Annotated in this window: 23 protein-coding genes; 10 read left to right on the top strand and 13 right to left on the bottom strand. The window is 56.0% G+C overall.

Translation table 11 applies throughout. The annotated features are described in order from the left end of the window. Nucleotides 1–44 precede the first annotated feature (44 nt). From CA54_RS01240 to eno, 6 genes are all read right to left on the bottom strand, one after another. Nucleotides 45–614 carry a hypothetical protein gene (locus CA54_RS01240; protein WP_146369061.1) on the bottom strand — a complete coding sequence of 190 codons (570 nt, stop codon included), beginning with the start codon at nucleotides 612–614 and terminating at the stop codon, nucleotides 45–47. 164 nt (nucleotides 615–778) lie between these two features. Beyond that, nucleotides 779–1,033, bottom strand: a complete 255-nt coding sequence (locus CA54_RS01235; RefSeq protein ID WP_146369060.1) for a hypothetical protein — start codon at nucleotides 1,031–1,033, stop codon at nucleotides 779–781. 84 nt (nucleotides 1,034–1,117) lie between these two features. Beyond that, the gene (locus tag CA54_RS01230; RefSeq protein ID WP_146369059.1) at nucleotides 1,118–1,387 is read right to left on the bottom strand and encodes a hypothetical protein; all 270 of its coding nucleotides are present in this window, start codon (nucleotides 1,385–1,387) and stop codon (nucleotides 1,118–1,120) included. A gap of 131 nt (nucleotides 1,388–1,518) precedes the next feature. Then, on the bottom strand, nucleotides 1,519–2,103 hold the full coding sequence (locus CA54_RS01225) for a M50 family metallopeptidase (protein ID WP_146369058.1): 585 nt from the start codon (nucleotides 2,101–2,103) through the stop codon (nucleotides 1,519–1,521). Between the two features lie 149 nt (nucleotides 2,104–2,252). Next, on the bottom strand, nucleotides 2,253–2,756 hold the full coding sequence (locus CA54_RS01220) for a hypothetical protein (protein ID WP_146369057.1): 504 nt from the start codon (nucleotides 2,754–2,756) through the stop codon (nucleotides 2,253–2,255). Nucleotides 2,757–2,923: 167 nt separating this feature from the next. Continuing rightward, on the bottom strand, nucleotides 2,924–4,201 hold the full coding sequence (eno, locus tag CA54_RS01215) for a phosphopyruvate hydratase (RefSeq protein WP_146369056.1): 1,278 nt from the start codon (nucleotides 4,199–4,201) through the stop codon (nucleotides 2,924–2,926). A gap of 616 nt (nucleotides 4,202–4,817) precedes the next feature. Between eno and CA54_RS01210 the strand changes: the two genes are divergently transcribed. Both CA54_RS01210 and pssA read left to right on the top strand, forming a co-directional pair. Further along, the gene (locus CA54_RS01210; protein ID WP_231962926.1) at nucleotides 4,818–5,798 is read left to right on the top strand and encodes a phosphatidylserine decarboxylase family protein; all 981 of its coding nucleotides are present in this window, start codon (nucleotides 4,818–4,820) and stop codon (nucleotides 5,796–5,798) included. Continuing rightward, the gene (gene pssA / locus CA54_RS01205) at nucleotides 5,795–6,661 is read left to right on the top strand and encodes a CDP-diacylglycerol--serine O-phosphatidyltransferase (protein WP_146369055.1); all 867 of its coding nucleotides are present in this window, start codon (nucleotides 5,795–5,797) and stop codon (nucleotides 6,659–6,661) included. Before CA54_RS01210 ends, pssA begins: the two co-directional genes overlap by 4 nt. A 27-nt stretch (nucleotides 6,662–6,688) precedes the next feature. On the opposite strand, the gene CA54_RS01200 is transcribed toward pssA, so the two are convergent. Further along, nucleotides 6,689–7,672 (bottom strand): potassium channel family protein, encoded by a 984-nt coding sequence (locus tag CA54_RS01200; protein WP_146369054.1) that lies wholly within the window; start codon nucleotides 7,670–7,672, stop codon nucleotides 6,689–6,691. A 135-nt stretch (nucleotides 7,673–7,807) separates the two neighbouring features. Further along, nucleotides 7,808–9,223, bottom strand: a complete 1,416-nt coding sequence (hpnE, locus tag CA54_RS01195) for a hydroxysqualene dehydroxylase HpnE (RefSeq protein WP_146369053.1) — start codon at nucleotides 9,221–9,223, stop codon at nucleotides 7,808–7,810. A 484-nt stretch (nucleotides 9,224–9,707) separates the two neighbouring features. Between hpnE and rpsD the strand changes: the two genes are divergently transcribed. After that, nucleotides 9,708–10,316, top strand: a complete 609-nt coding sequence (gene rpsD, locus CA54_RS01190; protein WP_145375370.1) for a 30S ribosomal protein S4 — start codon at nucleotides 9,708–9,710, stop codon at nucleotides 10,314–10,316. A gap of 78 nt (nucleotides 10,317–10,394) precedes the next feature. Here the strand turns inward: rpsD and CA54_RS01185 are convergent, their stop codons facing one another. After that, nucleotides 10,395–11,687 (bottom strand): neutral/alkaline non-lysosomal ceramidase N-terminal domain-containing protein, encoded by a 1,293-nt coding sequence (locus CA54_RS01185; RefSeq protein ID WP_197532111.1) that lies wholly within the window; start codon nucleotides 11,685–11,687, stop codon nucleotides 10,395–10,397. A 207-nt stretch (nucleotides 11,688–11,894) separates the two neighbouring features. Further along, complete coding sequence (locus tag CA54_RS01180) at nucleotides 11,895–12,254, bottom strand: SpoIIAA family protein (RefSeq protein ID WP_145375372.1); 360 nt, start codon at nucleotides 12,252–12,254, stop codon at nucleotides 11,895–11,897. 158 nt (nucleotides 12,255–12,412) lie between these two features. On the opposite strand from CA54_RS01180, the gene CA54_RS01175 reads away from it, so the two are divergent. From CA54_RS01175 to CA54_RS01150, 6 genes are all read left to right on the top strand, one after another. Beyond that, nucleotides 12,413–12,721 (top strand): Rieske (2Fe-2S) protein, encoded by a 309-nt coding sequence (locus CA54_RS01175; RefSeq protein WP_146369052.1) that lies wholly within the window; start codon nucleotides 12,413–12,415, stop codon nucleotides 12,719–12,721. A 423-nt stretch (nucleotides 12,722–13,144) separates the two neighbouring features. Continuing rightward, nucleotides 13,145–13,606 carry a hypothetical protein gene (locus tag CA54_RS01170; protein ID WP_146369051.1) on the top strand — a complete coding sequence of 154 codons (462 nt, stop codon included), beginning with the start codon at nucleotides 13,145–13,147 and terminating at the stop codon, nucleotides 13,604–13,606. Nucleotides 13,607–13,972: 366 nt separating this feature from the next. Then, on the top strand, nucleotides 13,973–15,484 hold the full coding sequence (locus CA54_RS01165; RefSeq protein WP_197532110.1) for an ATPase: 1,512 nt from the start codon (nucleotides 13,973–13,975) through the stop codon (nucleotides 15,482–15,484). 153 nt (nucleotides 15,485–15,637) lie between these two features. Beyond that, nucleotides 15,638–16,585: a tetratricopeptide repeat protein gene (locus CA54_RS01160; protein WP_146369050.1), complete on the top strand. Its 948-nt coding sequence runs from the start codon at nucleotides 15,638–15,640 to the stop codon at nucleotides 16,583–16,585. A 72-nt stretch (nucleotides 16,586–16,657) separates the two neighbouring features. Continuing rightward, complete coding sequence (locus tag CA54_RS01155; RefSeq protein ID WP_197532109.1) at nucleotides 16,658–17,521, top strand: HDOD domain-containing protein; 864 nt, start codon at nucleotides 16,658–16,660, stop codon at nucleotides 17,519–17,521. An 81-nt stretch (nucleotides 17,522–17,602) separates the two neighbouring features. Then, nucleotides 17,603–18,565: an L-threonylcarbamoyladenylate synthase gene (locus CA54_RS01150; RefSeq protein WP_146369048.1), complete on the top strand. Its 963-nt coding sequence runs from the start codon at nucleotides 17,603–17,605 to the stop codon at nucleotides 18,563–18,565. Between the two features lie 237 nt (nucleotides 18,566–18,802). Here the strand turns inward: CA54_RS01150 and CA54_RS01145 are convergent, their stop codons facing one another. After that, on the bottom strand, nucleotides 18,803–19,297 hold the full coding sequence (locus CA54_RS01145; protein ID WP_146369047.1) for a hypothetical protein: 495 nt from the start codon (nucleotides 19,295–19,297) through the stop codon (nucleotides 18,803–18,805). Between the two features lie 434 nt (nucleotides 19,298–19,731). Here CA54_RS01145 and CA54_RS01140 point away from each other — a divergent pair, with 434 nt between their 5' ends. Continuing rightward, complete coding sequence (locus CA54_RS01140) at nucleotides 19,732–21,258, top strand: amidase (protein ID WP_315851688.1); 1,527 nt, start codon at nucleotides 19,732–19,734, stop codon at nucleotides 21,256–21,258. Between the two features lie 98 nt (nucleotides 21,259–21,356). Here CA54_RS01140 and CA54_RS01135 read toward each other — a convergent pair whose 3' ends face one another. Together CA54_RS01135 and CA54_RS01130 are read right to left on the bottom strand one after the other, a co-directional pair. After that, complete coding sequence (locus CA54_RS01135; protein WP_146369045.1) at nucleotides 21,357–21,740, bottom strand: hypothetical protein; 384 nt, start codon at nucleotides 21,738–21,740, stop codon at nucleotides 21,357–21,359. A gap of 103 nt (nucleotides 21,741–21,843) precedes the next feature. Next, complete coding sequence (locus CA54_RS01130) at nucleotides 21,844–23,460, bottom strand: DUF1254 domain-containing protein (protein ID WP_146369044.1); 1,617 nt, start codon at nucleotides 23,458–23,460, stop codon at nucleotides 21,844–21,846. Between the last annotated feature and the right edge of the window lie 606 nt (nucleotides 23,461–24,066).

Below are 24,066 nucleotides of genomic sequence, written 5' to 3'. Positions count from 1 at the left end.
GACTGTAGCTCAAAGCTGTAGCGGGCTGTGTTCCCGCATCGCACTTATTTCGGGGACAACTCTGCACTGGCGAAGGTCGGCTTCTTTTCCGCGAAACGCAATCTCGTCAAATAGAGCAGATGTAGGACCATCAAACCGGTGACCCATGTGGGAATTATTGCAGCGAAAAAGATGCTGGGGTGGACGTCGCCAAAGGCCTTTGCGATGAGCAGGATGATCAGCAACGCCACTGCGGAAGTGATATTTGCGATCAAGTAAATGCGGCGACGCCAATCAGCCGTTTCGGCGAGTTGCGGCGCGTCGTGGTTGCGAGAAAACTCGGCGACCCCGCGAAGCAATTGCCAAGTCATCAGCAGCTGCATTAAGGCGACCGGAATCGCCAGCAGAAACGACGATCTCGTGAACATCACAGTGCCTGCGACGCTCAGTACCGCGAAAAATAGACACAATCGCTGAACCTGGGTAAACTTCGCCGAATACTGTGCGAGATCCCGGCATGCGAGAGCGACGGCAATGTATCCAAACGCGACCAACAAGCCGCCTAGACCCTCGATCACTCCGCCGAACGCGACGAATAGCATGCCGCAAAACAGTCGATCGAATTGTTGAAACATGATTCAAACCCCGCGGTGCGTTGAGCAGTCCATATAGGATTAGAACCCATGATAACCCGCTTGGAACGCGTTATCGATTCCAATTGCAAACTGACGCGCATGGGGATGACTGATCAGAAGTTACGCACAGCTAGGAGCCCATCCGTGCAATTACGATTTCCAGTTCACCGGCCCCGCGCTTGAATGTATTGAGAGTAGAATTGTTGTGGCTGGTCCACTCGAAATTCAATGTGACCGCATTCGCCGCAAACGTAAGCCGTCACATCTGCCATGATTCGGTCCTTAAAAATCACCGCATTGGGTTTCCCATAGGCAACAGCTTTATAGATTCCCGTGGAATAGTGACCTTGGTCGACAATCCGCGCGTTAGTAATAATTTTTTCAGATTCGCAGATTTGACAGCAGGTTGGCTTTATCATGGCGGAGATCACGGTCCTTTGGAGTATGACCAATTGCCGAGTGCAGGCCATCGGCCTCCCATATCGGGGGGGCGAACCGGTCCGTCAAACCCCGCCCACGTGCGGCTGCCAGCCACGTTTCAGTGGTGAGCCGCGTCGTCGCGAGAAGAGACTGCGGCCTTGGATTGGCCGCAGTGTGCGGTAGGTGCAGTAGGCCAGTCCGCCCAGCCATTGCGTGGCGATGATCGTGACGAGCCAGAACATGCGGCCGCGGCTGGTTGGTTCGTGCTCGTTGATTCCCAACAGCATCCAAATCCCGAACCCTTCCATCAGCATCACGACAGCGATGACGAATAGTGCGATCAAGATTTTCATAAGATTCCCTCCTTAGCTCCTCCCCGCGGGCGCCGGGGGAGGAGCGGCTTTAAAACTCCTGGTTGTTTCTTGCTGTTTCTCTCAAGTTGGCCGCTGTCTGCTAGACAGAACGGGGCTAGCCCGGGTTCGGTTCAAAAAATCGCCCCGGTTTCTCCAAAAAATAACGACTCGACTAAAACCAGCAGCACAAACAGTACGGACAAGGCCACGGCGTGGGATTCCTTGACTCTGCCATGGGCAGATCCCAGGCCAAAATGTGGTCCCAGCCCATGCCACAGCCAAAACCCGGGTCCGATTGTAACGATGCCAAACAGAAATAATTGCCAGGCGGGCGCACCATGTTTGAGCAGGTCGCCGGCGTCGCCCACGCGGTCGAACGAGCCGATAGCTAGGTAGCAGCCGTTGGCGATCCAGCAGAATCCGGCGAAAAAAGCAGCGAGGTACGTCCACGAAGAGCGCCGCCAGCGGGCAAGGCTCCAGAAGATGAGTGGAATCAAACACCCGCCGACCGGTCCGCCCCAGATTTCCCACAGTGGATGCGGATTGGGATCTACGTCGGTTCGCGAGATAACCAACGGGCCCAAGACAACCTGGGTGACCGTTCCTCCAGTGAGCCAAGCCAGCAGAACGTGCCCAGCTTCATGCACGATCATCATGCCGAGCCAGGATGTCCCTAGCGTGGCGAAGATCAGCAGGGTTTGGTGTAGGCGCGACATGGGGGCGGCATTTGTGTTTTGCACGCGGTTCGGAAGCGAGCGACGGTTCTTCGCCCTTCGATATTGTACGTCGCTAGAAAACGTGTGCAACGCAGGTTTGCGAAGGGAATTCGTTGGTCCTACGTGAGACTGGTGCGTCGCGACGTATGCTACATGCGCGATGCGACCGGGCGGTGCAGGCCGATGAAACCGTACATCACTAACACGGCTGCGAAGGCCAGCATGCAGTCTGTGTAGGATTGGTTGTTGGTCAGAAATTCCAGCAGCGGTGTGTACCAAGCCAGGGTGTTGCCCGGCGGCGTGGGAATCGGGGCGGCGGCGATGGCGTTGAGCGTGAGGCCGTTGCCGACCGGGATGCGTTGTTCGGCTGGATTGACCGCGTCGAATTCGATGCGGGCCAACTCTGCTTGAAAACCGGGATCGCTTTGCAGCGCATCCTGCACGATTTTTAAATGTTCGCAATGCTCGCTAAGCGTGATCAATTGGGCCTGATTGTCGTCATGCCGGCTACTGAGTCGCGCGTGCGCGAGCAGTTTGGGGGCCAGAAATGGAATCGCAAACAGCGCAGCAGCTACGAACAAGCAGAGCCAGAATGCCATCGAGGGCACCCAGCTCTGCTCCAAGTTCGTCCGTTGTTCGAATGCGACTTTCATTCGGGTTAGGCCTTAGGCTGTCGGCTTTAGACGGTAGGGTTAGGAGTGGAGAACCAAATGTGGTGCGCGTCAGGCGGGAGCCTGACCTACACCTTTCTGGCCACTGGCCACTAACCACCGGCCACTCACTTCTGCCTACTGTCTTCCGCCGACTGCCTACTAAAAATTTACCGTCCCCAGATGCGGCCGCCGTAACGGGCGTCGTCTCCGAGGAGTTCTTCGATGCGTAACAATTGGTTGTATTTGCAGATCCGGTCGGTACGGCTGGCAGAACCGGTCTTGATTTGACCTGTCGCCAATCCGACCGCCAAATCGGCAATCGTTGTGTCTTCGGTTTCGCCGCTACGATGGCTCATCACAGCTGTGAAGCCGTTACGGGCGGCCAATTCGCAGGCGTCGATCGTTTCGCTCAAGGTGCCGATCTGATTGACCTTCACCAGGATGCTGTTGGCGATCCCTTCGTCGATCCCACGTTGCAGGCGTTTGACGTTCGTGACGAACAGGTCGTCGCCCACCAGTTGCACTTTGTCTCCCAGGGCGGTCGTCATGGCTTTCCAACCGTCCCAATCGTCTTCGGCACAGCCATCTTCGATCGAGCAGATGGGGTACTTTTCAACCCACGAAGAGAGCAGGGCGATGATGTCGTCGGAGCTATGCGGCTTGCCTTCCAGCGTGTACTTGCCGGTCTTCTCGTCGTAGAACTCCGTCGAGGCGACATCCAAAGCGATTTGAATTTGTTCGCCCGGTTTGTACCCTGCTTTTTCGATGGCGGTCATGATCACGTCGAGCGCCATTTGGTTGCTATCAAGTTCCGGAGCAAAGCCCCCTTCGTCGCCGACTGCCGTATTCAGGCCTTTGTCGTGCAATACTTTTTTGAGTTGATGGAACGTCTCGGTTCCGGCACGTAGGGCGTCGCTGAAATTATCAAACCCCAGCGGCATCACCATGAATTCTTGTACGTCGACGTTGTTGTCGGCATGCTCGCCGCCATTGATAATGTTCATCATCGGGGCCGGCAAGTACTTGGCGCCGGCTCCGCCCAGGTAGCGGAACAACGGCAAGAAACTTGTCTTGGCGGCTGCATGGGCACAGGCCAGTGAGCAACCCAGGATGGAGTTGGCGCCCAGGCGGGATTTGTTTTCCGTTCCGTCCAAGGCGATCATCAGCCGGTCGATCGTCAGTTGGTCGGCAACGTCCAGCCCCAACAATTCCGGGCCGATGACTTCATTGACGGCTTCGACCGCCTTGGTGACTCCTTTGCCCAGGTAGATCCCTTTGTCACCGTCGCGCAGTTCGTGGGCTTCGTGCACACCGGTGCTGGCTCCACTGGGAACGGCGGCGCGTCCGATATTCCCGTCTTCCAATTCGATATCGACTTCCACAGTCGGGTTGCCCCGGCTATCCAAAATTTGCCGTCCGTGGACGGCGACAATCGGCATGCTCATCTTTACGCTTTCCCTGAAATAAAAAACCAAATGGTCTGAAGTTTCGTGGTGTACTGTCCAGCGGTCCACAGTGGAATCGGCGGCTGCGGGCCAATCAAACCCGATCCCGACCGGACGCTGCAAACAATATTCCCACAGTAGCGAAGATGAGTCAGCGGTCCAGGTCCACGGTGGCAATTTTCGTGGTTTCTTAACGAAATCGCACGCAGGGATTCCCGACCACCGCAGACCGTTCCGATAGTCCAATTATCGACGCAAGTTCAATCCTAGCTTGAGGGTGCGAGCGTTCCCGCCACTCGTTTCCACCCGGATATGACGGTTGTGATTGCCTCAGTTTCCGAAAATAGGGAGAGCAACGGTTACATTGTCGCGATTATTGCGTCGTGTAGCTAAGATGAACCGTTCACGGCCGTTCAGAAATGCGCCAAGGAGCCAAGGAATATAGACTGTAAACCATAGGCTGTAGGAGGGAGTTGGATTACCGAACCCAACAGTCTGTCGTCTAAAGCCTACCTCCTAAAGCCTTTTTACTCTGTGTCCTCCGTGGTGAATTCCAACTTACCGCCAACCGCCAACTACAGACTAACGAGCGTACTGCAAAGAAAGTCCTCAGACGATGCCCGATTTCGTGGCTGAAGAAACGCAACGTACGGAATTGCAAACCTTGGATCCGCAGGTGACCACCATTCAACCGGGGGGAGGGATCTGCATGCAGATCGAACTTGCCTGGGGGGCACTGCGGCGGGCGTATTTGAAGACTTTTCGCCGCGGCTACGTGCGTAAGATGGCTGAGTTACGGCAGGGGACGGAGAATGTTTGTCCGCACGAAGTGCTCGATCCGCGCGACGTGAAGTTTTATCAGAATCAAGGCGGGTACTATTGGCGGCCTGAAGACGATCCCTTCACATGGCGCGACCGACTGCCGTTTGCCCGTGCGGGCTTAGCGGAACTGATCATATTGTCGGTGGTTTGTTTCGGGGCGACTGCTGTACTGGCGTATTATTATTGGCCGGCGGCGATTGTGCCGGCTGTGTTTGGTCTGTTCTTCGTTTCGTTTTTTCGCAATCCCAACCGCACGGTTCCGGCTGGAGCGGGGGTTGTGGTCTCGCCGGCGGACGGAAAAGTCACCACGATCGAGGAAATCGAGCATGACGAATTCATCGGCGGTCCGGCGGTATTGATTGGGATTTTTCTCTCGATCTTCAACGTCCACGTCAATCGTGTTCCGGTGCCGGCGCGGGTGATCGGCATCGTCTATCGCAAAGGCAAGTTCCTGAATGCCATGCGCGCCGAATCGGCACGGGAAAACGAACAACTCGCGGTCCGCATTGAAGAAAACCGCGCACCGTACCGTCGTATGACCGTGCGACAAATCACCGGTGCCATCGCTCGGCGGATTGTATGTTGGGTCAAGCCGGGGGATGAATTGGCTGCCGGCGAATTGTTCGGAATGATCAAACTCGGCTCGCGAACCGAACTGGTACTGCCCCGCGAAGAGGGGCTGGAGATTGTCGTGAAATTGGGGCAAACCGTGAAGGCGGGGGCGACCATCTTCGCACGGTATCCCGCTGCGTCGGCTGAGGAGTCAGCGTCATGAATGAACAGTTTGACGAATCGCTGGCCGTCCCGGCCAAGACGAAACGCACGCGCCGGCAAAAAATGTTTGCTGTGGTGCCGACGTTACTGACGTTGGGCAACGTCGCCTGTGGTTTCGGCAGCATCACCTTTGCCGCGAAACTCAACGGCACCGAGACAGATCCTCACAACCTGTTTGTGGCCGGTTTGTTGATCTTTATCGCCATGGTGTTCGACATGCTGGACGGCAGCGCCGCGCGATTGGCCAAAAACACCAGCGATTTTGGTGCGGAGTTGGACAGCCTGTGCGATGCGGTCAGTTTTGGCGTTGCGCCGGCGTTTATCCTCGTCAAGTTCTCCACACCGTTTCACGGGCGGATGTTGTGGGCGATTGCCGTGTTGTATGTGATGTGCGCGGTGTTGCGACTGGCACGATTTAATGTGGAAACAGGTGAAGAGGATACGCACGAATCGTTCAGCGGGTTGCCTTCGCCGGCAGCGGCCGGAACGGTGGCGGCCTTCGCTGTCGCCTACCCCGAGTTTTTAGAACGGATCACGGAATGGCAATCCAGCGCTTTGGAATCAGTGCGACCCGACCTGGATACTTTCGCTCGCATGGGACTCCCGTTTGTGACGTTGGCAGTCGGTTGCTTGATGGTTTCCCGCATCCGCTATCCGCACGTGTTCAACCAACTCTTTCGCGGCCGGCAAAACTACCACCACATGCTGCAACTGATTTTTACGATCGCTGCCGTCTACGTCGTGCGCGAGATGGCTGTGCCATTGATCTTTTGCGCATTCGCCTTTTGGGCACCGCTCCGGGCACTGTGGGCACAAATTGCCAATCGTGGTTGGCGAAACTCTAGAACCTCGGCCGGTGGATGACACCGGTGGATGATGTCCGCGGCGGCATCATTCGGGCATGTTGCCGATCATTTCATTGATCGCTGATGAACTACCGAACGCGAACAAGCAATCGCCCGACTCGATTTGAGCGGTTCCCGGCGGCGGCATCAGGCGTTCTCCGTTGTTGCGGCGAATGCCGATGATCATCACACCCATCGCGCGCAGATTGGTTTCGGTCAGTTGTTTTCCCACGTAGGGGCTATCGTCGGCGACTTGGATATCGACCAGTTCCAACTCCTGCCCCCGCTTGCCGGCGATTTCCAGAAAGTCCTCGACGTTGGGGCTGACCATAAATCTTGCCATCTTCAACGCGCCTTGGCGATAGGGACTGACGACACGATTGGCTCCCGCTTGTCGCATTTTAGCGGCCGCCTTGTCGTCGCTCGCGCGAACAACAATCTGCAATTCCGGGACCATCAACCGAGCGGTCAGGCAAACGTAGACATTGTCCGCGTCGGTGGGAAGTACGGCCGCTAACGATTTGGCCCGCTCGATCGCCGCCAATTGCAAAATTCCGTCGTCGGTGGCGTCACCCACGATATGGGGCCAATCTTTCGATTGGCAGAGCGAAATGACCCGTTCCTCGTCCGTGTCGATCACCACAAAGGGCTGCCCTTGTTCCTCCAGGTTGTCGCAGATCGTGCGTCCCATGCGACCCATGCCGCAGACGATGTAGTGCCCATCCAGTTGATCAATTTTTTTCTGCATGCGACGCAATTCCCAAAATGAGCGCATTTCCGCGCTGACCACCCATTGCCCCAACTGAAAGGCACTGTACGTGAAAATACCCAGACACGTGACCAAATAGAACGTGACGAACAACTTGCCTTCGTCGCTAAGCGGGTGGATTTCGTAGCCGACCGTCGTCACGGTCACGACCGTATAGTAGACGCAATCGATCCAGTCCCAGCCTTCGATCAACCGGAAACCGATGATCCCCACGGTCGTCAGCACGAGCAACAACAGTATGATGATCAGGATCCGTCGCATACGATATTGATGCCAAGCCAATCCGTGTCAGTGACGCAACCACTAGGGAAGGTCACGATGCCATGCACTAAGGTCCCTACCAATTCGAGTGCGTTTTCGCAGATGGCAAGATAACATGTTCCACCGGTCGTGCCACTACAAACCGAAGAGAAATTTGGAAAGCAAACTCACCGGCAGTTCCTCGTGAACCAGACGCATCGGCTTTCCGCTGTCGGTCAGGATCTGTTCCGCCGCCCAATACCCGCTGCGCACCGCACCTTCCATCGTGCTGGGCCAACCGGTCGCCGTCCAGTCTCCGGCGAAGTACAAACCGTCGATCGATGTCGCCGGTCTGGGGCGCAGCGCATCGACACCCGGCACCATGGAGAGCACTGCTTTGTGTTCCGTCACCAACCGTCCATGTTGCAATGTGGCGCCTTCTGCCTGAGGAGTCAGGCTCGTTAATTCTTGAACGATTTGTTCAATCACCTCCGCCTGCGGACGTCCTGAGAGTTCGTGCGAAGCACTGATCACCACTTGATAATAATGCCAACTCGCGTCGTCCCCTTCTTCACCGGGAATCGGAACTTCTCCGCGATAAAACACCCATTGGCTGAGCCGTCCCACGAGCACCGCATGTGGCAAATCCAATACCGCGCGGTCGAACCACAGGTGCACACTCGAGATGGGAGCGGTCTCCAAAGCTGTGGCCGCCTGAAACTCAGCCCGCCCCCCAATCGCCGCCGGAAACAACGCCGTGACACGATCCTGCGGAACGGCCAACACAATTCGATCCGCCTCGACCAATGTCTCGTCCCGCAACCGCACGCCCACCGCCCGCTCTCCTTGCAACTCAATGGCCGCCACACCGGTCTTCAGGCGGACCGACACGCCTAGTCGCGTAAACCGTTCGGTCAGTTCGTCGCCGTATAACCGATCGAGCGGGACTGAGGGAATTCGGACTTCCCAACCGCTGCGATTGGCCACAAATCCATCGGCAAATACTTTGCGGGCCGAGGCAATGCCGATGCGATCCAGCGATTCACTCAAAGCACTAACAAGCACCACTTGCCAAAAATGATCGATGAGTTCGGCCGTCTGTCCGTGTGCCGGTAACCATTCGGCCATCGATTGCTCATCATGTGCCGCAGCGGGTGACTTGATGAGCGCCGAAAGGCCGCGCAACAGCCTCAGTTTCTGCCGGAACGAAAAATGCCGTAGTCGTAGTAGAGCGGGAAGTAGATGTAGCGGAGCCGGTAACGGCGCGGCGGCAAAGCGGCTGCGTTCTCCTTGGGGACTGATGAACCACAATTCCCGTTGTGTGTGAATCAGGTGCGCAATGCCCAGTGACTCGCAGAAGTGATCGAAATTCGTACAACACCCCATCGAGACATGTTGGCAATTGTCGATCCGGCTTTCGGTGGTCGCGTCGACAAACGAACTTGCCCGCCCGCCCAGCCGTGGCCGGGATTCCAGCAGCGTGACGGAATACCCCGCTTGCCCCAGGGCAGAGGCTGCCGCTAACCCGGCCAACCCGCCTCCCACGACCAACACCGTTGTTTCAGATACCATGAATCCGCAAATTCCCCTTGGTTTCGCTACGAAACTGCCCCGAGGACGTTAGCACAACCCAGCGCGCGTATGAAGCGCAGCAATGCACAATTTCCGCTGTTTCAGCGAATGGTCTGTGTTATGGAATGGTCGTATGTCCTTTTCAGAGAGAGTGTTATGGGGTATTCTGTGCACCGACGGTCCTTATGCGCCTCTCTGCGTTAGAGGATATCTGAGAGGCGGATCCCTCCTCAAATCGTTGCGCAAAGCAAACATTCAGGCGAATCTTTGCCGGTCCGGTTGATTCGCGGTGGAGGCGTTTGTATAACACTTCTTTAGCATCGGGTTGACTGTCCGCGCACGGCTTCTGCGCGTGACGTCCCAGACGCGTGTCTTGCACGCGGACCGAAATACTGAAATACGGCAATTTCGGTGGCTGCGCCCCGACCAGCCTCGCGCCACAACTGACATGAAGTAAAACTGACATGAAAAAGGTACGTTGAGTATGGGTCACTACACTGGACCGAAGGGACGCATTAACCGCCGTCTGGGTGGAATCATCTTTGAGGACGCCGGAGCGCGTAAGGCTTATGAAAATCGGGATTTCCCGCCCGGTATGCACCAACGCCGCCGGAAAGTGACCGACTACGGACTCGCGCTGACCGAAAAGCAAAAAATTAAATACTATTATGGCCTGCGGGACAAAAAACTGCGGAGCTACTTCGATAAGGCGAAGCACATCAAAGGAAACACGGGTGAAAACCTGATGGTTCTGTGCGAACGCCGCTTGGACAACGTCGTCCGTCGTGCCGGTTTCTGTGCGACACGGCCCCAAGCCCGCCAGGGAATCGTACACGGCCACTTTTGCGTGAACGGCAAAAAGCTCGATCGTCCTTCCTATCTGGTTCGCCCCGGTGACACGATCACGATTCGCAATCGGCCGAACCTCAAAAAGCTGTACGCCGAATTGGCTGAGGCGCCCCGCCAAGAGGGAACCGGTTGGCTGAGTTTCGATGTGAGCGGACTGGAAGCCCAAGTCGCGGCCCTGCCCACACCGGATGACGTGAGCTTGCCCATCGATCTCAACGTGGTTGTTGCGTTCCTCTCGCGGTAACCCACAAAGCTGCAAACGAAAAAACCGCGGACCGATTCATTTCGGTCCGCGGTTTTCTTTTGTCATGGAGACCGTTAGTTACTTCGATGAATCGGGAGCCGGTGACTTCTTGACAAACTCCAATGATTTGTCGATCAGGATTTCGCCGGTCTGTTCGCCCAACGATGTCCCTGAAACATATTTGTAGCGATCAAAACTGCCGAAATCGACTTCGGTCAGAATATAACCAAAGGCGTCGTTAGTTAGACCGAACAGCAGGTTGTGTTTGCCGCGCATCTTGCGTTTCAGGAAAAAGCCGATGTTGGGCAGCGCTTCGCCGGGGATCGTAAGAATCTGAGCGTCACCGATGTTCACCAGATTGATGCGGGACGTGATGCTCTGATCCTTGTTGTGCGGGTATTTCAGCGGTGAGCCGGTAATGACTGCCCACATCAAATCAGAGTCGACAGGAAACCGCACGTCGATGGCGTCGCAAAACAGTTGTGGATTCTTTTGAATCGGAGCATCCTGAACGATCCGCTGCGCTTCGTCCGCCATCAGGTGTCCGATGCGGAGACATTCTTCCCAGGTCCGTGAATCATACCAATAGCCGGTCAGTGGATCCTTGGGCTTATTCAGATCACGATTGTCGGCGGTGATCATTCCCCCTTGCGCTCCATTCATAAACAGCGCCATCCCTCCGGTATCCTTCTCCAACTTGTCGCACAGCGGACCTACTAAGTCGGGACTCAGAACGCCTTCACTGTTGCCCAGCACCTCGGGGTGTATGGCGTAATTGACCAATGTGGCGATTGTCTTGCCTTCAGGGGTGACCGCCTGGATCACGCTCATCCGCCGGTCGTATAGATTGGGAGCGTAATAGTTGTAGGCAATTTTCCCTTTGGCTGCGCCGGTATTGATTTTCAAATACCCCGGCTGCAGATTGTCGATCGCAGTGTTGATCGCCTGAGCGGCCTTATTGCATACGTCGTCCATGAACTTCAAATTGCCGGTATGTCCGCCGGTCGGCAGTGGGAAGGCATAGCAATCCGGGCCGCTGTGCGTATGTGACGAGCCGATCATGATATTCCGTGCATCAATGCGCGGAACTTGTTTGCGGACACGATCGGCCAGCACCGAAGGGAATCCCAGCAGGTCCAGGCCAACCACCGCAACGGTCGTCTCCCCTTTGCGAAATACGATGGCCCGCGCCGTCAATTCGCCCTGTTTTCCCGTTGCCGGTTTCGGAATGCCCATGCCACCGGAAATTGGGAGGAGCGGATCGGGGGTAATGACCTGCATCCCGGTGCCTACTTCAAAGTCTGCAAAAGCAGCAGACGTTCCCAATAGGATCGAAGACATTGCGCACATAAAAATCAAGAGTCGATTCATCAGAGGCTCCGTAAGAAGGGATCCGTTTTTTGATCTGGTGAAACTGGCAGTGCAAACCTCATGAATCACCAGCGGTCTTATTAGACCTATCGGACGCGCACGACTATGCGCCCTCAGGCGGCCGGTCCGTCCGTGGGGCTATTCCATCCTGGCATGACCTCGGCATGCGGCGCTCTGCTTGCCGGTCTCAGCTCGCGTGATCGTCGATTACTCTTCCCGTAACCAAGCCCACGCTTTGTCGATGTCGGCGGCATCAAAGTATTCGATTTTGGCCATCGTGAACGGCTTGCAGACCATGGCCATCCATTTTTCCCAGGACTTGTCGCCCACCAATGCGATCCGTTCCATGGCGGTGCAGTGTTTCGTGGCAAATTTGATGTCATCCCAGAGTGCGTGCGTATCCCAGCCATGGAAGTCGTGGAATTGAGACAGCAAGCGAATCTTGCCGTGGGCTTCCACTGCGCGTTCTACGATCGGGACAAAGACCTTGTAGTCCTCGTCGTGCAATTTTCCGCTGAGTTGGAACGCTAAAATATTACTGTCGCTGGATTCAATTTCTGTAATCATGACTTTCTCCGTTTGATTCGTCACTTGATGAAAAACACAGCCTTGTTCCTTTGAGAAATATTACGCTGTCGAGCGCCAAAACTCCACCGGAATTGAATGCTCTTGGCCCGCTTGCTATGAATGGAGACGCCCCTTCCTATTCCTTGAGACCTGAGACGATGTCCAATCGCATACGTGTCGCTGCCGTAGCTGAGATTCCCCCGGGAACTGCTAAGGAGGTTCTCGCCGGCGAGCGGATTTTGGCAGTGTATCATGTTGAGGGCGAATTTTATGCACTGGACGGCATCTGCCCTCATGCTGGCGGTCCGTTGGGAGAAGGTACACTGCAGGGGAACATCGTCACCTGTCCCTGGCATGGTTGGCAATTCGACGTCACCTCCGGTCAGCATTGCCTCAACGATCACCTCAAGCATCCTTGTTTTCCGGTGACTGTTGACGGAGGCGAGGTCTTCGTCGAATTGGGATGACCGCGCGCCCGCAAAGTTTGCGCAGCTTTCCCCTGTTTTTCGCTAATTTCCAACAATCCGCTAAAACCGGTTTTCTCGTTATCACCGTGCGGACCGCTAGCCGATATCACCCAAGCAGGTCACTGTACCAGGCTGGATTGAGATCGACCTGTCGGGCCTTTCCGGTCACGGCGTGCTTCGCCATGCCCTTCAAACCAATGAAAATCGGGGTTTCCGGGAATTATGGATATGAGAATTCAAAAAATACGTTCTGTTTTGACTTTGGTGTTTCTGGCTGGCCTAACGAGCATGGCCTCTGCCGGTGACGATTATTGTGGCTGTTTTAGCAGCGAATACAACCACCCAGGTGGTTCACGCCAAAAATACAAATTTGGAAAAAACTGGCCTCCCTACGCCCGTCCGGTGGGATGTAAGGAGCCATACATGCACAAATACCATCGCGCCCACTATTGGCCGTACCCGTATATGTGCGACGATCGTTCGGTGATCCGTCAAGTCGTGCAACAGCAATCCGATAACGGCTGGATGAATTACACCACGCTGTATGACTACCACTTTGATGCATCCACGCAGGAGTTGAATCAAGCGGGACGTCTGAAATTGCAGTGGATCGCACTGTACTCCCCGGAACGATATCGCACGGCTTATGTCGCTGCCTCACTCGATCCGCGGGACAGCGAAATCCGCTTGGCGAATACGACTTCCTTGATTGCGACGATCTGCGGCTCGGAAGATGCGGCACCGCCGGTCATGCTGCGTCGTGCACAATCCATCGGTACGCCTGCCGAGGAAGTCTACTTGATTCGTGGTGCTTACCTGTTGAGCACGCCGGCACCGAGATTGCCTTATCAAGCCTACGGAGCCGATGCCCCCGAGGGGGAATAACGCCAACGGCAGACGGCAGCAAGAAGTCATAATAGACCGGGGCCGCGCGCGGCCCCGGTTTTTTTGATATTCCAGGCTCATCCTGGCGGCAGTCACGCGATTTTGCGTGTTACAGTTCATTGAAGACTCAAACTGCGCAGTTACCGTACGCATTCCGGCGGTTAGTCGGGTGTAAGCCGCAAAATCGGCACAGTTCGACTCCTTCGCCGTTGTCTCTGCAGTCCATCCACGACAGAAGAGTGTCGCGGGCCAATCAGTCAACTTCAATGAGAGTCCCCATTGTCCGAGCCGGTCGAACATCGGACAGGACATGTGATCACCAGGTGAGTTGACGTTTCACAAACATTGCTGCTCCAGGGGGGAGCCATGATCGATCACCGCAGGAATCAACCGGAATCACCCAGCACCGAATCGGATGTCAAGCCGCAGGGGCGGACTGCCGGCGGCGCGATCACTGAATTGTACGGGGAGCTATTCGAGAAAAAATGGTCGATGCCCAAAGAGGTGACCGCGATTCCTCGCTCTGAGGCGCCCCCCACAGCTTCCTTGCCACCGGGAGAAGGTATCCCGTCAATTCAACATTGCGAGGCCCCCTCTGCGCCCCAATCCTTGGAAGAAACCGGATTGGCGTTAATGCAGGTCTGCGATTTGATTCTCAAGCAACTCTACTTGCAAGGGGGGCTGTTGGGGCTGGATTTGGCCAAAGAGGCCCGCTTGCCATTCAACGTCGTCGATGAAGCCTTGCGGTTTCTCAAAGATGAAAAATGTATCGAAGTCGCCACTGGGGAATTGATCGGTCGCGTTTCCTACAAATTTCATTTGACCGACTTGGGCCGTAACCGCGCCCGCGACGCATTTGAACAGTGCCGGTATATGGGGCCCGCTCCGGTCTCGTTGGAAGATTATGTTCGTCAATGCCATCGGCAATCCGTTGTGGGCATGACCTGCAACGCCACCGCGTTGATGGCTGCTTTTGAGAATATGATCATCCGTCCCAATCTCATGCAGGAATTGGGGCCGGCGGTCTGCAGCGGCCGCTCGATTTTCATCTACGGCCCTCCGGGTAACGGCAAAACGATGATCGCCAAGGGGCTGGGGAATTTTCTCAATTCCGGCGGCGGCGAAATTTATGTGCCTTATGCGATTCAAACGGAAAACAGCGTCATCACGGTGTTTGATCCGACGCTCCACGACGTGACCGACAATGACGATGATTTGAGCGTCGATGATTCGGACGAATCGATGCGCCTGCTCAATGAAAACACTGTCGACCGTCGCTGGCGCCGCGTGCGGCGACCTGTAGTCATCACCGGTGGTGAATTGACGCTCGAAATGCTTGATCTGAGATACAATGCGACCGCCAACTTTTATCAAGCCCCGCTGCACATCAAAGCCAATGGCGGCGTGTTTTTGATCGACGACTTTGGCCGCCAAATCGTCAGCCCCCGCGACTTGCTCAATCGCTGGATTTTGCCATTGGAAGAACGGGAAGATTATCTCACGCTGACGACAGGCAAGAAATTCTCAGTGCCGTTTGAGCAGTTGATCATCTTCTCCACCAACTTAGATCCACGGGAATTGGTCGACGAAGCGTTCTTGCGGCGGATTCGTCACAAGATCCAAATCGGCCCGCCTTCGCGGGAACTGTACACGGAGATTTTTGAGCTATCTTGCAAGCAGCGGAATATCCCATTTGCCCAGCCCGCCGTGGATTACCTTTATCGCACGTTTTACGATGCCGGAAAGCCGCCCCGGTCGAGCGATCCACGGGATTTGTTGGAGATTTGCCAGTCGATCTGCCGATTCGAAGAGCAGGAAGTTGTGCTTTCCGAGGATCTAATCTCCGAGGCTGCGCAGCGGTTCTTCTGTCAGATCTAAACGTTGGGGAATTCCGTCGGCAATTCAAAAGCCGGCCCCCGCGGCAGAGAACAATCCTCTCCCTTCAATATCATTTCCGCGGACTTATCTTTTTATGATGCAGCATCGTTGCGCGCTCTGCGTAACGCCAATGCAGCACATGGAGGTGCCCCGATGTCTCGTCCTTCTCAATTCCAAATTTGGTTGACGCTTGCTGCCGGATTGACGCTTCTCGTTCCAGGCTGCGCTAGTACTTCCAATACGGATGTGTCGCTGAACGACGCCGGCTGGATGTCCTCGCTGAAAAAGAAGTTTACGCCCAAAACGGAATACGCAAAGATCATTCAGCCGACACATACCGGCGAACCAAGTTCGCAGTTGTTTGTCGCCTACGGGAAACTTGAGGAGAGCCGCAAAAATGTGAACAAGGCTCACGATGCCTACTCTACTGCGCTGGCCAAAGATCCCAAGTCCTATGAGGCGATCCTCGGTTTGGCTCGGTTGGAACAATTGGCCGGTCGGCCCGAAACCGCTGAACAAGGCTTTCTCAAAGCCCAAGCGATTGCTCCCGGATCGCCCGATGTGATGACCGCGCTGGGACAGTTTTATTCCGATCAGAACCGTTGGGATGAAGCAATCGCCCTGCATCGCCAAGCGTTTCAGGCCGAACCCACCAATACCCAACTCCGGTATGGTTTGGCACGCGTGCTGACACAGGCCGGTCGCGTTGATGAAGGCTTGGCCCAGTTCGAAGAGTCGCTACACGAAAACGTCGCAAACAGCACCGCTGCCGCGGAATACAACGTCGGCGTCATCTTGCACGAACAGGGCCGCTTTGTCGAAGCCGAACAACATCTACTCAAAGCCACCATTCACGACCCCAGCATGGCTCAAGCACAGGAATGGCTGGATGTGGTACGACGCGATAAGTCACGACAACAAGCGATTGCCGCCATCAATACCAATGGGAGACGCATTCAGCAAGTTTCGGCTCAGCAACACATGCAACAGCCTGCGGCCTCTGGGGTCTCACCGGCAAGTCACACCGAATACTCTCAACCACGTCCGACCGCCAACATTCAAGGCGTGCAACCGATCCAGGCCGGCAACCTATCCCGATAGATGGGCTCGGCTCCGCCTGCTGGATTCGCACAAAAGACAATCGACTACGACGCGTCTAACGCGGCCTGCGGTATGACTCCCATCAATACGACAGAACTGTTAAGGCAGGTGTGCGGCACGCAACCGCCGCCGATTCCCGAACCGGGGCTGCAGTTGTGTCTAGAGTTGGCCGCCGACGAGACCACCTCGCCCCGCTTCCTGGCCGACTCTCTCTCTGAGATGCCGTCGCTGAGTCGACGTTTTCTCATCTTAGCCAACAGCTTGTTGCCCACCTCGGCCGCCGCGCGCAATGCACAAACAGCCTGTGCGACAATCGAGCCCGCACTCACGGCCGACGTCTTGTGGGTCTTGGCGCTGAGCGATGCCATGCAACACACGGCAACGCGCAGCGGCCTCCGATTGTGGAAGCATTCCCTGTTGACCGCTGCCATGGTGCGTCACATCCAGCAACATCTGGTGAAGCCTCCCGGCGGGTCCGCTTGGGTGGCGGGAATGGCGCACGACATTGGACATCTCTTCCTGAACGGTCCGGCCACCGAGCAGGGCATCGACTGGCATGTCGAGCATGATCGACTGCTGGATCAAAATCCGGGACCGCTGCCGCAACGCAACCATTGCCTCATCGGTGCCGGCCTGCTGAGTCTGTGGAATACGCCGTCGGCGATCATCAGCGCAGCCCAATATCACCATCATCCGGCGGACGCAGATGCGGAAGTCCGTTCCCTGGTCGCGCTCGTTCGCGTGGCGGATCTAATCGCCGAACATGTCGATGCCGAACATCTCCGCGAGGAGTTAAATCTCGAACAATCCGCCGCTTGGCAAATTGTCAAAGACACGTGCGGAATGAAATCGCAAAGCGTCGAACAGCTCCTCGCCGACGTGCTGATCCCCGCCTCCCTGCAGGCAGACCGGCTGGCTGGATTGCTAGCCAAATAATCCAGCAGTGGTTGCAATCGCCCCTCAGGATCGCTATTCCTGCGGACTGTCGAATCTCGTTACTCATGCTTCACCCAGACAATGTCCACATCGGCCGACATCTCGCATGCCGCTCAACTTCTCCGCGATGGAGGGTTGGTGGCGATCCCCACTGAAACGGTTTACGGCCTCGCCGCTCATGCGCTCGATCCGTTGGCCGTAGCGCGGGTCTTCGCCGCCAAGGGGCGCCCTAATTTCGATCCCTTGATCGTGCACGTCCCCGAGCGCGAGGCCTTAGCCGATTTGGTCAGCGAGTTTCCCGCAACGGCTGTGAAACTGGCCGAACAATTTTGGCCCGGCCCGCTGACGATGGTATTGCCCAAACGCGATATCGTCCCCGACATCGTCACCGCTGGGCTATCCTCCGTCGCCATCCGCATCCCCGACCACCCCGTCGCCCAAGCACTGCTCAAAGAAGCCGGCATCCCCTTAGCCGCTCCCAGCGCCAATCCATTCGGACGGCTCAGCCCCACCACAGCTGCGCATGTTCGCGAGCAGCTCGGAGACGCGGTCGATTTCATTCTCGATGGCGGCCCCTGTCGCGTTGGTGTCGAATCCACCGTCGTGCAGATCACCGGCGATCAAGTGCAGCTGCTTCGTCCCGGCGGGGTGACGTTGGAGGAGTTAGAGGCAGTCGTCGGCAGCGTCGTCATCCCGTCTGCTAACGCGCATCCTTCCTCCGCCGCCCAACCCTCGCCCGGCACATTACCACAACATTATGCTCCCGGCACGCCGCTGATCTTGGCAACGGGCGATGATCAAGCTCCAGCATCCGGCAAACGGACCGGCCTCCTGTGCCTCACCGCCCCGTCCAACACGATCGCCTACGTCGTTGTCGAAGAGCTCTCAAACACCGGCAACCTCACCGAAGCCGCCGCCAACTTCTTCGCCGCGCTGCGCCGCTTAGACGCCGCCGGATTGGATGTCATCATCGCCCAACCCTTCCGCGACACGGGCCTAGGCCGCGCCCTCAACGACCGTCTAACCCGCGCCGCAACCAAGTAATCCCCCAACCAACCGCTAAAAGGCGTTCACCAACATTCCCCCTCTCCCCCTGGGAGACAGGATGGGTAGCCGTGTGGAACGGGTGCCGTTCGCGTGGGTGCGTGGGACAGTGCGGGCCGGCTGATTCCGAAATTCGGTCGTTTTTCGGGGTTGCTCTCGAGCATACGAGAAAATGAAATCATCTCGCTTTGTTTAGGATCGCTCAGGAGCAAATCACTTCACTCCATCCCATTCCCGTTACTCGCCAACCTTATGATCCAGCTTCCAACCGCGGATCTTGACGCCTTTAAGGTCGTCGAGCTTTACAACGGACCAGGTGGTCTGTTTCCTGGTCTTTACGGGTTTAGGGTCAGAGGGCGAAGCGCGTATCTCTGTGTTAGCTGGTACGATGCGATGCTTGATCGCATCGGCATTTACCAAAGCAGTCAAGGTGACCATGCGAGGCGCATCCGATTTGGTATTGATCGTCAATGAGTGCTCAAGGCGATACTGGCCCGTCTTGAGCTTCTGCACCACTTGAGCGCTAGTGCTTATTTGAATTCCGGAAGGCGTGCTTGATTGTCGTGTCTGCAATCTGTGGTAGTGCTTGGCGACATCACCGGTAATTTCCAGGATTACATTCGCACCGACGGTAACCGGAGGATTCGGTGTCTGCTTAGCCGGAAAAACTGATGTGAATGGGGAGAAGCAGAGGGCGATGACGGCTGCAAAAAAGAGTGCTGGCGGGCGCATTGGAAAACTCCTTTTCGTGGTAGATTATTGAACCAGCGGAGAGTACCGGATTTTCTGTGGACGACATAGCCCAAATTGAAATTGTCACTGCTGCATCACGACCGCGATGCATAGGGTTTGCCGAAATACGTTCGAGTGATCGGGCGCGCTCGCAGCTGATTCTGACGACAGGCGTTACGACAGTAAGGTTCCCAGAAAAAGTGAGTATTCCTGAATCGCTCGGAGGGTACCGAAGAAACATGGCTTTCCAGCACTTTGTCCCCGCCCAGTCAAACAGTTTGTGGTTGTTCGGCGTGTGTCCGGCACCTCGATTTTTTGGAACGATCCGCCGAACTCTCTGAAGTCGCGGACCGCGTAACCTGTGTCGTTGAGTAGACCGACGTTAGCGAATTCGCGAAGATTGCGTCAACTGTCATACCCAACTACCTAAAGCGGTGTTCAAAGTGACCGAGGGCTTCGCCATGGAAAACGCGGATTTGAGCATTGCCGAACTCCAAGCCTGTTTCGATCGCGGCGAACAGACTGCAGCGACCGTGTGCGAAGCCTTCTTGAAACGCATTGCGAGCATCGATCGTGCCGGACCTGAATTGCGGTCAGTGATTGAAATCAACCCCGATGCACTCGCCACAGCCACGGCACTGGACTCAGAACGACAATCGAAGGGGGCGCGTGGTCCACTTCAAGGCGTGCCGATGCTAGTCAAGGACAGCATCGACACGGCCGACCGGATGATGACGACGGCAGGTTCTCTAGCCCTCGAAGGAAATATCGCCACTCAGGATGCTTTCGTTGTTCAGAAACTGCGCGAAGCTGGCGTCGTTTTGTTGGGCAAGAGCAACATGAGCGAATGGGGTTACATGCGCTCAACCCGCGCCTGTAGTGGATGGAGTAGCCGCGGCGGCCAAACACGCAACCCCTACGTGCTCGATCGGAGTCCCCTTGGTTCGAGTAGTGGATCTGGAGTGGCGGTGGCGGCCAATTTGTGCCTGGGTGCGATCGGTGCGGAGGTTGATGGCTCGATTGTAAGGCCGGCTTCAGCCAACGGTATCGTCGGCCTGAAGCCGACCGTCGGACTCGTCAGTCGCTGTGGAGTGATCGGTGTCGCTGAGCCCCAAGATACAGTGGGCCCCATGGCCCGATGTGTGGCCGATATCGCGGCCTTAATGAATGTCATTTCAGGCACCGATCCGGAGGACCCGGCAACGGCCGCGGCAGATGAAAAGCGTCCTTCGGATTTTTGCGACGCACTTCAGCCGGATGCCTTACGGGGCGCTAGACTAGGCGTGGCTCGAGAATGCTTTTCGGGCCACGAAGGGACGAATGGCGTCATTGAGCGTGCCATCGCAACGCTCCGGAAGGTCGGAGCCGAGATCATCGATCCCATTCGAGCCACGTCATTACCTTTCTTCGGCCCACTAGAACGTGAATTATTCCAATACGGTATCAAATCAAATATTAACGCATACCTGGCAGCACACCCGACGGCCATGATTCGTGACTTCGACGAACTCATCGAATTTAACCGACACCATGCGGATCAGGTCATGCCGTATTTTAAACAAGAGTTTTTCGAAATGGCGCAAACCAAAGAAGGCTGGGACGCAGCACGATGCGTGGAAGTCCGGAATGAACTGCGCCGTTTGTCGCGTACCGATGGCATCGACAAAGCACTGTCGGAGCATCAACTCGATGCAATCATTGCCCCCACGGAAGGGTCACCGCCATTCGTGATCGACCCAATTGTCGGCGACCACATCATTCCATTTGGCTGCTCGACTCCTCCGGCGATTGCAGGTTATCCGCATATTACTGTGCCATCCGGTTTTGTTCATGGCTTACCAGTCGGACTCTCATTTTTTGGCGGAGCATTTCAAGACTTCAAGCTCATCGGGTACGCCTTTGCCTTTGAGCAAGCCACACACGCGCGGCAGTCTCCGCAGTTTCTACCGACCATCCCCTAAGGCGGCCGTCAACATGACGACGTCAGCGTGTTTGTCTGGCCCACCGACTTTGAATCCAACGATCATGCCAATTTGCTTCGGCACACCGACGCAACTTATCACCAGGTGCTCTTGCACACCCCGACGCCGTTTGCAAGCCACACCGCTTCGCGGAGGGCAGCGTCGCCCCCACCGAATACCCAGGCTCCACCATGCGTGTGCACCAAGACACGGTCCGCAAAGCGTTTGTCGATCTTTCTGGGCGTGATGAGATAGGTCCGGACGCCGGCGATCTTCCGGACTTCGTACGTAGCGCCGTTGTATTCGGCGCCCTTGCGGCCAGGCTCATCTCCTGGTGCATCGAACAGCTTTTGAAGCTCGAGCCATTCCTGCCTTGTCTTGGGCGCCGGGATGACCGGCGGGATTTTCCGCTCCTTGACCACCTTAAGCTTTTCTGGAGAGAGTGCTGCCGGGGCAGGGATCGTCCGTTCTCCTACCGTCATAACGCCTGGGAGTGCCGAAACTTGGTCCTGAGCATGGCTTTCTTCTGCAAAATGGTGTGCCCGCCTAGGATTTCAGATGTTGTCAATCGGGGTGTGACCAGACCTAGTCAGCCAGTTCAATTTCCCCCGGCCGCCAAGTCTTGTCGAAAAAGGATTCTAGCGGGCTGTACAGCCGCAGGATCACAAACCAACCCTTGTCCGGATCGGTCTGGATCCAATTGCCTCGGTCGACTCCATCGGGCCGCTCAGGAGCGAAGTAAATCGTCGTCGAACCGTCCCCGTTCATTGTGGCTGCTGGACTTGGATAGCTTTGGCTTCCGGCACGGGGGTACTTCTGCGGGGTCTGCAGCATCGATCGAGACTGGTTGTCATACACAGTAAATGACCAGAAGCGTGCCGCCGGAATGTCCTTGGGAAGATTGACCTTGTACGTTTTAGAACCGTCGAACGGCTGACCATTCGCATCAAGATTGGCAATGAGATATTGGGAGCCAACATTGGTCAAGAACATACACATTGCTGGTGTGATTCCAGTTGCGGTGTAAAAGAATCCGGTGCGGGAATGAACTCGACGTGCTCCTAGATTCGGAGACTGCTTGACTTCGCCATTTTCCATGATCTGCGGAGGGGGATTGAGGAACTGATACCCACCCTCGAACAGCATGTTCCACCACGCAGAAGATTCTTCGTAGAAACGCCAACGGTCGGTCGGGTGCGCTCCCACACCGAGTGTGCGGGACGCCGCATTTCCCACAACGACCGCTTTCTCCAAAACCTTCCTCATGCGGGCATCGGGGGCAAACTCTTTGCCCTTAACGATGCCGATAGCCGCAAATTGACCGGCAAGTTCCGGATCGAGCGCTTCGGCCGGCTCCATCTGTACCAACTGATTTAGCATTTCGAAGTGACCGAAGTCATTGGGCGGTATGGTGTTGACGACAAGACCTGATCCCTCGACGAATCGCGGGGTTGTGCGCTTGGAGGGCGACGTGACCAGCGGAGCCTTGCCGGACAGATAGCTGCCCACGCTGTTCCCGTAGCTTCCCGCTTGGTAGGGATAGATTTTTAGCGTCTCTTTGGTGCGGGCGATGGCGGGTGCGGGATCGTTCTCTTCAAGGAAAGCTCGAAACAACATCGTGACATGGTTCGTCCGCGATCGCAGAACAAAAAACCCACCTTCCGGAAGTGGTCCTTTGTAGCCGGGGCCCACGAGTAGAAAGGTCCCACCTTTCCCCTTGTCCGGTCCGGCAAGTCCGAAGTCTCCGACCCATCGGAACCAGAAATCGTCGAAGATTCCCAGAACCATTGGTGGCGTCTCAACCACAAGCGGCCCTGCAGCAAGATCAAGATTCCCCCAGAAATAGACCGTGTCCGCATTGGCAGTCAGGAACAGAGAATTCGAATCTAGCATCCTCGATGTGTAGATGAAATCGCCATCTTGCACTCCGACGTCCGCGAACCCCTTTCTAAGGGCGTAAAGAGAGACACCCTGAATCGAATTCATGAACGCATCGACGCCATGGAGATAGTCGAGTTCGTCACGAATCTTTTCCGCGGTTTCTTTAGTGGGGTATCCGTCTTTGAAGCCCAGAGCTCCAAGTTTCGATTGGACGTGATCCGGTGTCGTGACTTGCTTTGGAATTTCCCCCTGAGCCCGGGCTTGTGCGACGAATGCAAACGTCACTGTCAGCGCGATTAGAGATGTCGTCGGTCGCTTCATTTTGTTTCTCCGGTTGAACCGCCTGTGGGGGCGTAATCGGCATCCAGGCTGCGTTGGGAATTTGAACCGCTCCCGCTTCCATCCTGATTACGGACGAACCGGCTGGCCTGCCGAAAAAAAACGGAGAGGTGACAGGCACCCCTCCTTGGCACTGGTTAATCAGTGCCCAGTATCGAAAGTCTGCTCTCCTTGGTCAACTGACTACGGCTATGTCCCGAAATACGTTCCGTTGCCGAAACACGACGGTCGCACCCACGAATCAGGCTTTCACGTCGGTCACGGGCTCCCATATTTCCATCTGCGAATTCAAAATGCCATCCGTCCGTCGTGCAGCCGGTAGATGGCAATTGTTTCGCTGTGGCGAATTGGCAGACACCGCAACGCCGGCCGTGCTCAGCCAACAACTGAAATTCGTTCTGGTTAGATACCCAGTCGGTTCCCGTCACCTTCGTTTGAATTCGCTGGATAGAAGGCCGCAGGTACTTCACCGAGGACGACTTGCCAAAGCACGGTGCGCGAAACCCGCTGTCCCATTTCCAGTTACAACGATCTCTGAAATTTCTCGAAAAATGTCCTAAATCGCTTTACGAATTGACCAGTCCGCTG

The sequence above is a fragment of the Symmachiella macrocystis genome (assembly GCF_007860075.1).
Taxonomy (GTDB): Bacteria; Planctomycetota; Planctomycetia; order Planctomycetales; family Planctomycetaceae; genus Symmachiella; species Symmachiella macrocystis.
This window is presented reverse-complemented; position numbering and strand designations above follow the sequence as displayed.

Coding starts and splice junctions, on each gene's coding strand:
- CA54_RS01240 (WP_146369061.1), bottom strand. CDS start 614: ATGTTTCAACAATTCGATCGACTGTTTTGCGGCATGCTATTCGTCGCG.
- CA54_RS01235 (WP_146369060.1), bottom strand. CDS start 1,033: ATGATAAAGCCAACCTGCTGTCAAATCTGCGAATCTGAAAAAATTATT.
- CA54_RS01230 (WP_146369059.1), bottom strand. CDS start 1,387: ATGAAAATCTTGATCGCACTATTCGTCATCGCTGTCGTGATGCTGATG.
- CA54_RS01225 (WP_146369058.1), bottom strand. CDS start 2,103: ATGTCGCGCCTACACCAAACCCTGCTGATCTTCGCCACGCTAGGGACA.
- CA54_RS01220 (WP_146369057.1), bottom strand. CDS start 2,756: ATGAAAGTCGCATTCGAACAACGGACGAACTTGGAGCAGAGCTGGGTG.
- eno (WP_146369056.1), bottom strand. CDS start 4,201: ATGAGCATGCCGATTGTCGCCGTCCACGGACGGCAAATTTTGGATAGC.
- CA54_RS01210 (WP_231962926.1), top strand. CDS start 4,818: ATGCCCGATTTCGTGGCTGAAGAAACGCAACGTACGGAATTGCAAACC.
- pssA (WP_146369055.1), top strand. CDS start 5,795: ATGAATGAACAGTTTGACGAATCGCTGGCCGTCCCGGCCAAGACGAAA.
- CA54_RS01200 (WP_146369054.1), bottom strand. CDS start 7,672: ATGCGACGGATCCTGATCATCATACTGTTGTTGCTCGTGCTGACGACC.
- hpnE (WP_146369053.1), bottom strand. CDS start 9,223: ATGGTATCTGAAACAACGGTGTTGGTCGTGGGAGGCGGGTTGGCCGGG.
- rpsD (WP_145375370.1), top strand. CDS start 9,708: ATGGGTCACTACACTGGACCGAAGGGACGCATTAACCGCCGTCTGGGT.
- CA54_RS01185 (WP_197532111.1), bottom strand. CDS start 11,687: ATGAATCGACTCTTGATTTTTATGTGCGCAATGTCTTCGATCCTATTG.
- CA54_RS01180 (WP_145375372.1), bottom strand. CDS start 12,254: ATGATTACAGAAATTGAATCCAGCGACAGTAATATTTTAGCGTTCCAA.
- CA54_RS01175 (WP_146369052.1), top strand. CDS start 12,413: ATGTCCAATCGCATACGTGTCGCTGCCGTAGCTGAGATTCCCCCGGGA.
- CA54_RS01170 (WP_146369051.1), top strand. CDS start 13,145: ATGCACAAATACCATCGCGCCCACTATTGGCCGTACCCGTATATGTGC.
- CA54_RS01165 (WP_197532110.1), top strand. CDS start 13,973: ATGATCGATCACCGCAGGAATCAACCGGAATCACCCAGCACCGAATCG.
- CA54_RS01160 (WP_146369050.1), top strand. CDS start 15,638: ATGTCTCGTCCTTCTCAATTCCAAATTTGGTTGACGCTTGCTGCCGGA.
- CA54_RS01155 (WP_197532109.1), top strand. CDS start 16,658: ATGACTCCCATCAATACGACAGAACTGTTAAGGCAGGTGTGCGGCACG.
- CA54_RS01150 (WP_146369048.1), top strand. CDS start 17,603: ATGTCCACATCGGCCGACATCTCGCATGCCGCTCAACTTCTCCGCGAT.
- CA54_RS01145 (WP_146369047.1), bottom strand. CDS start 19,297: ATGCGCCCGCCAGCACTCTTTTTTGCAGCCGTCATCGCCCTCTGCTTC.
- CA54_RS01135 (WP_146369045.1), bottom strand. CDS start 21,740: ATGACGGTAGGAGAACGGACGATCCCTGCCCCGGCAGCACTCTCTCCA.
- CA54_RS01130 (WP_146369044.1), bottom strand. CDS start 23,460: ATGAAGCGACCGACGACATCTCTAATCGCGCTGACAGTGACGTTTGCA.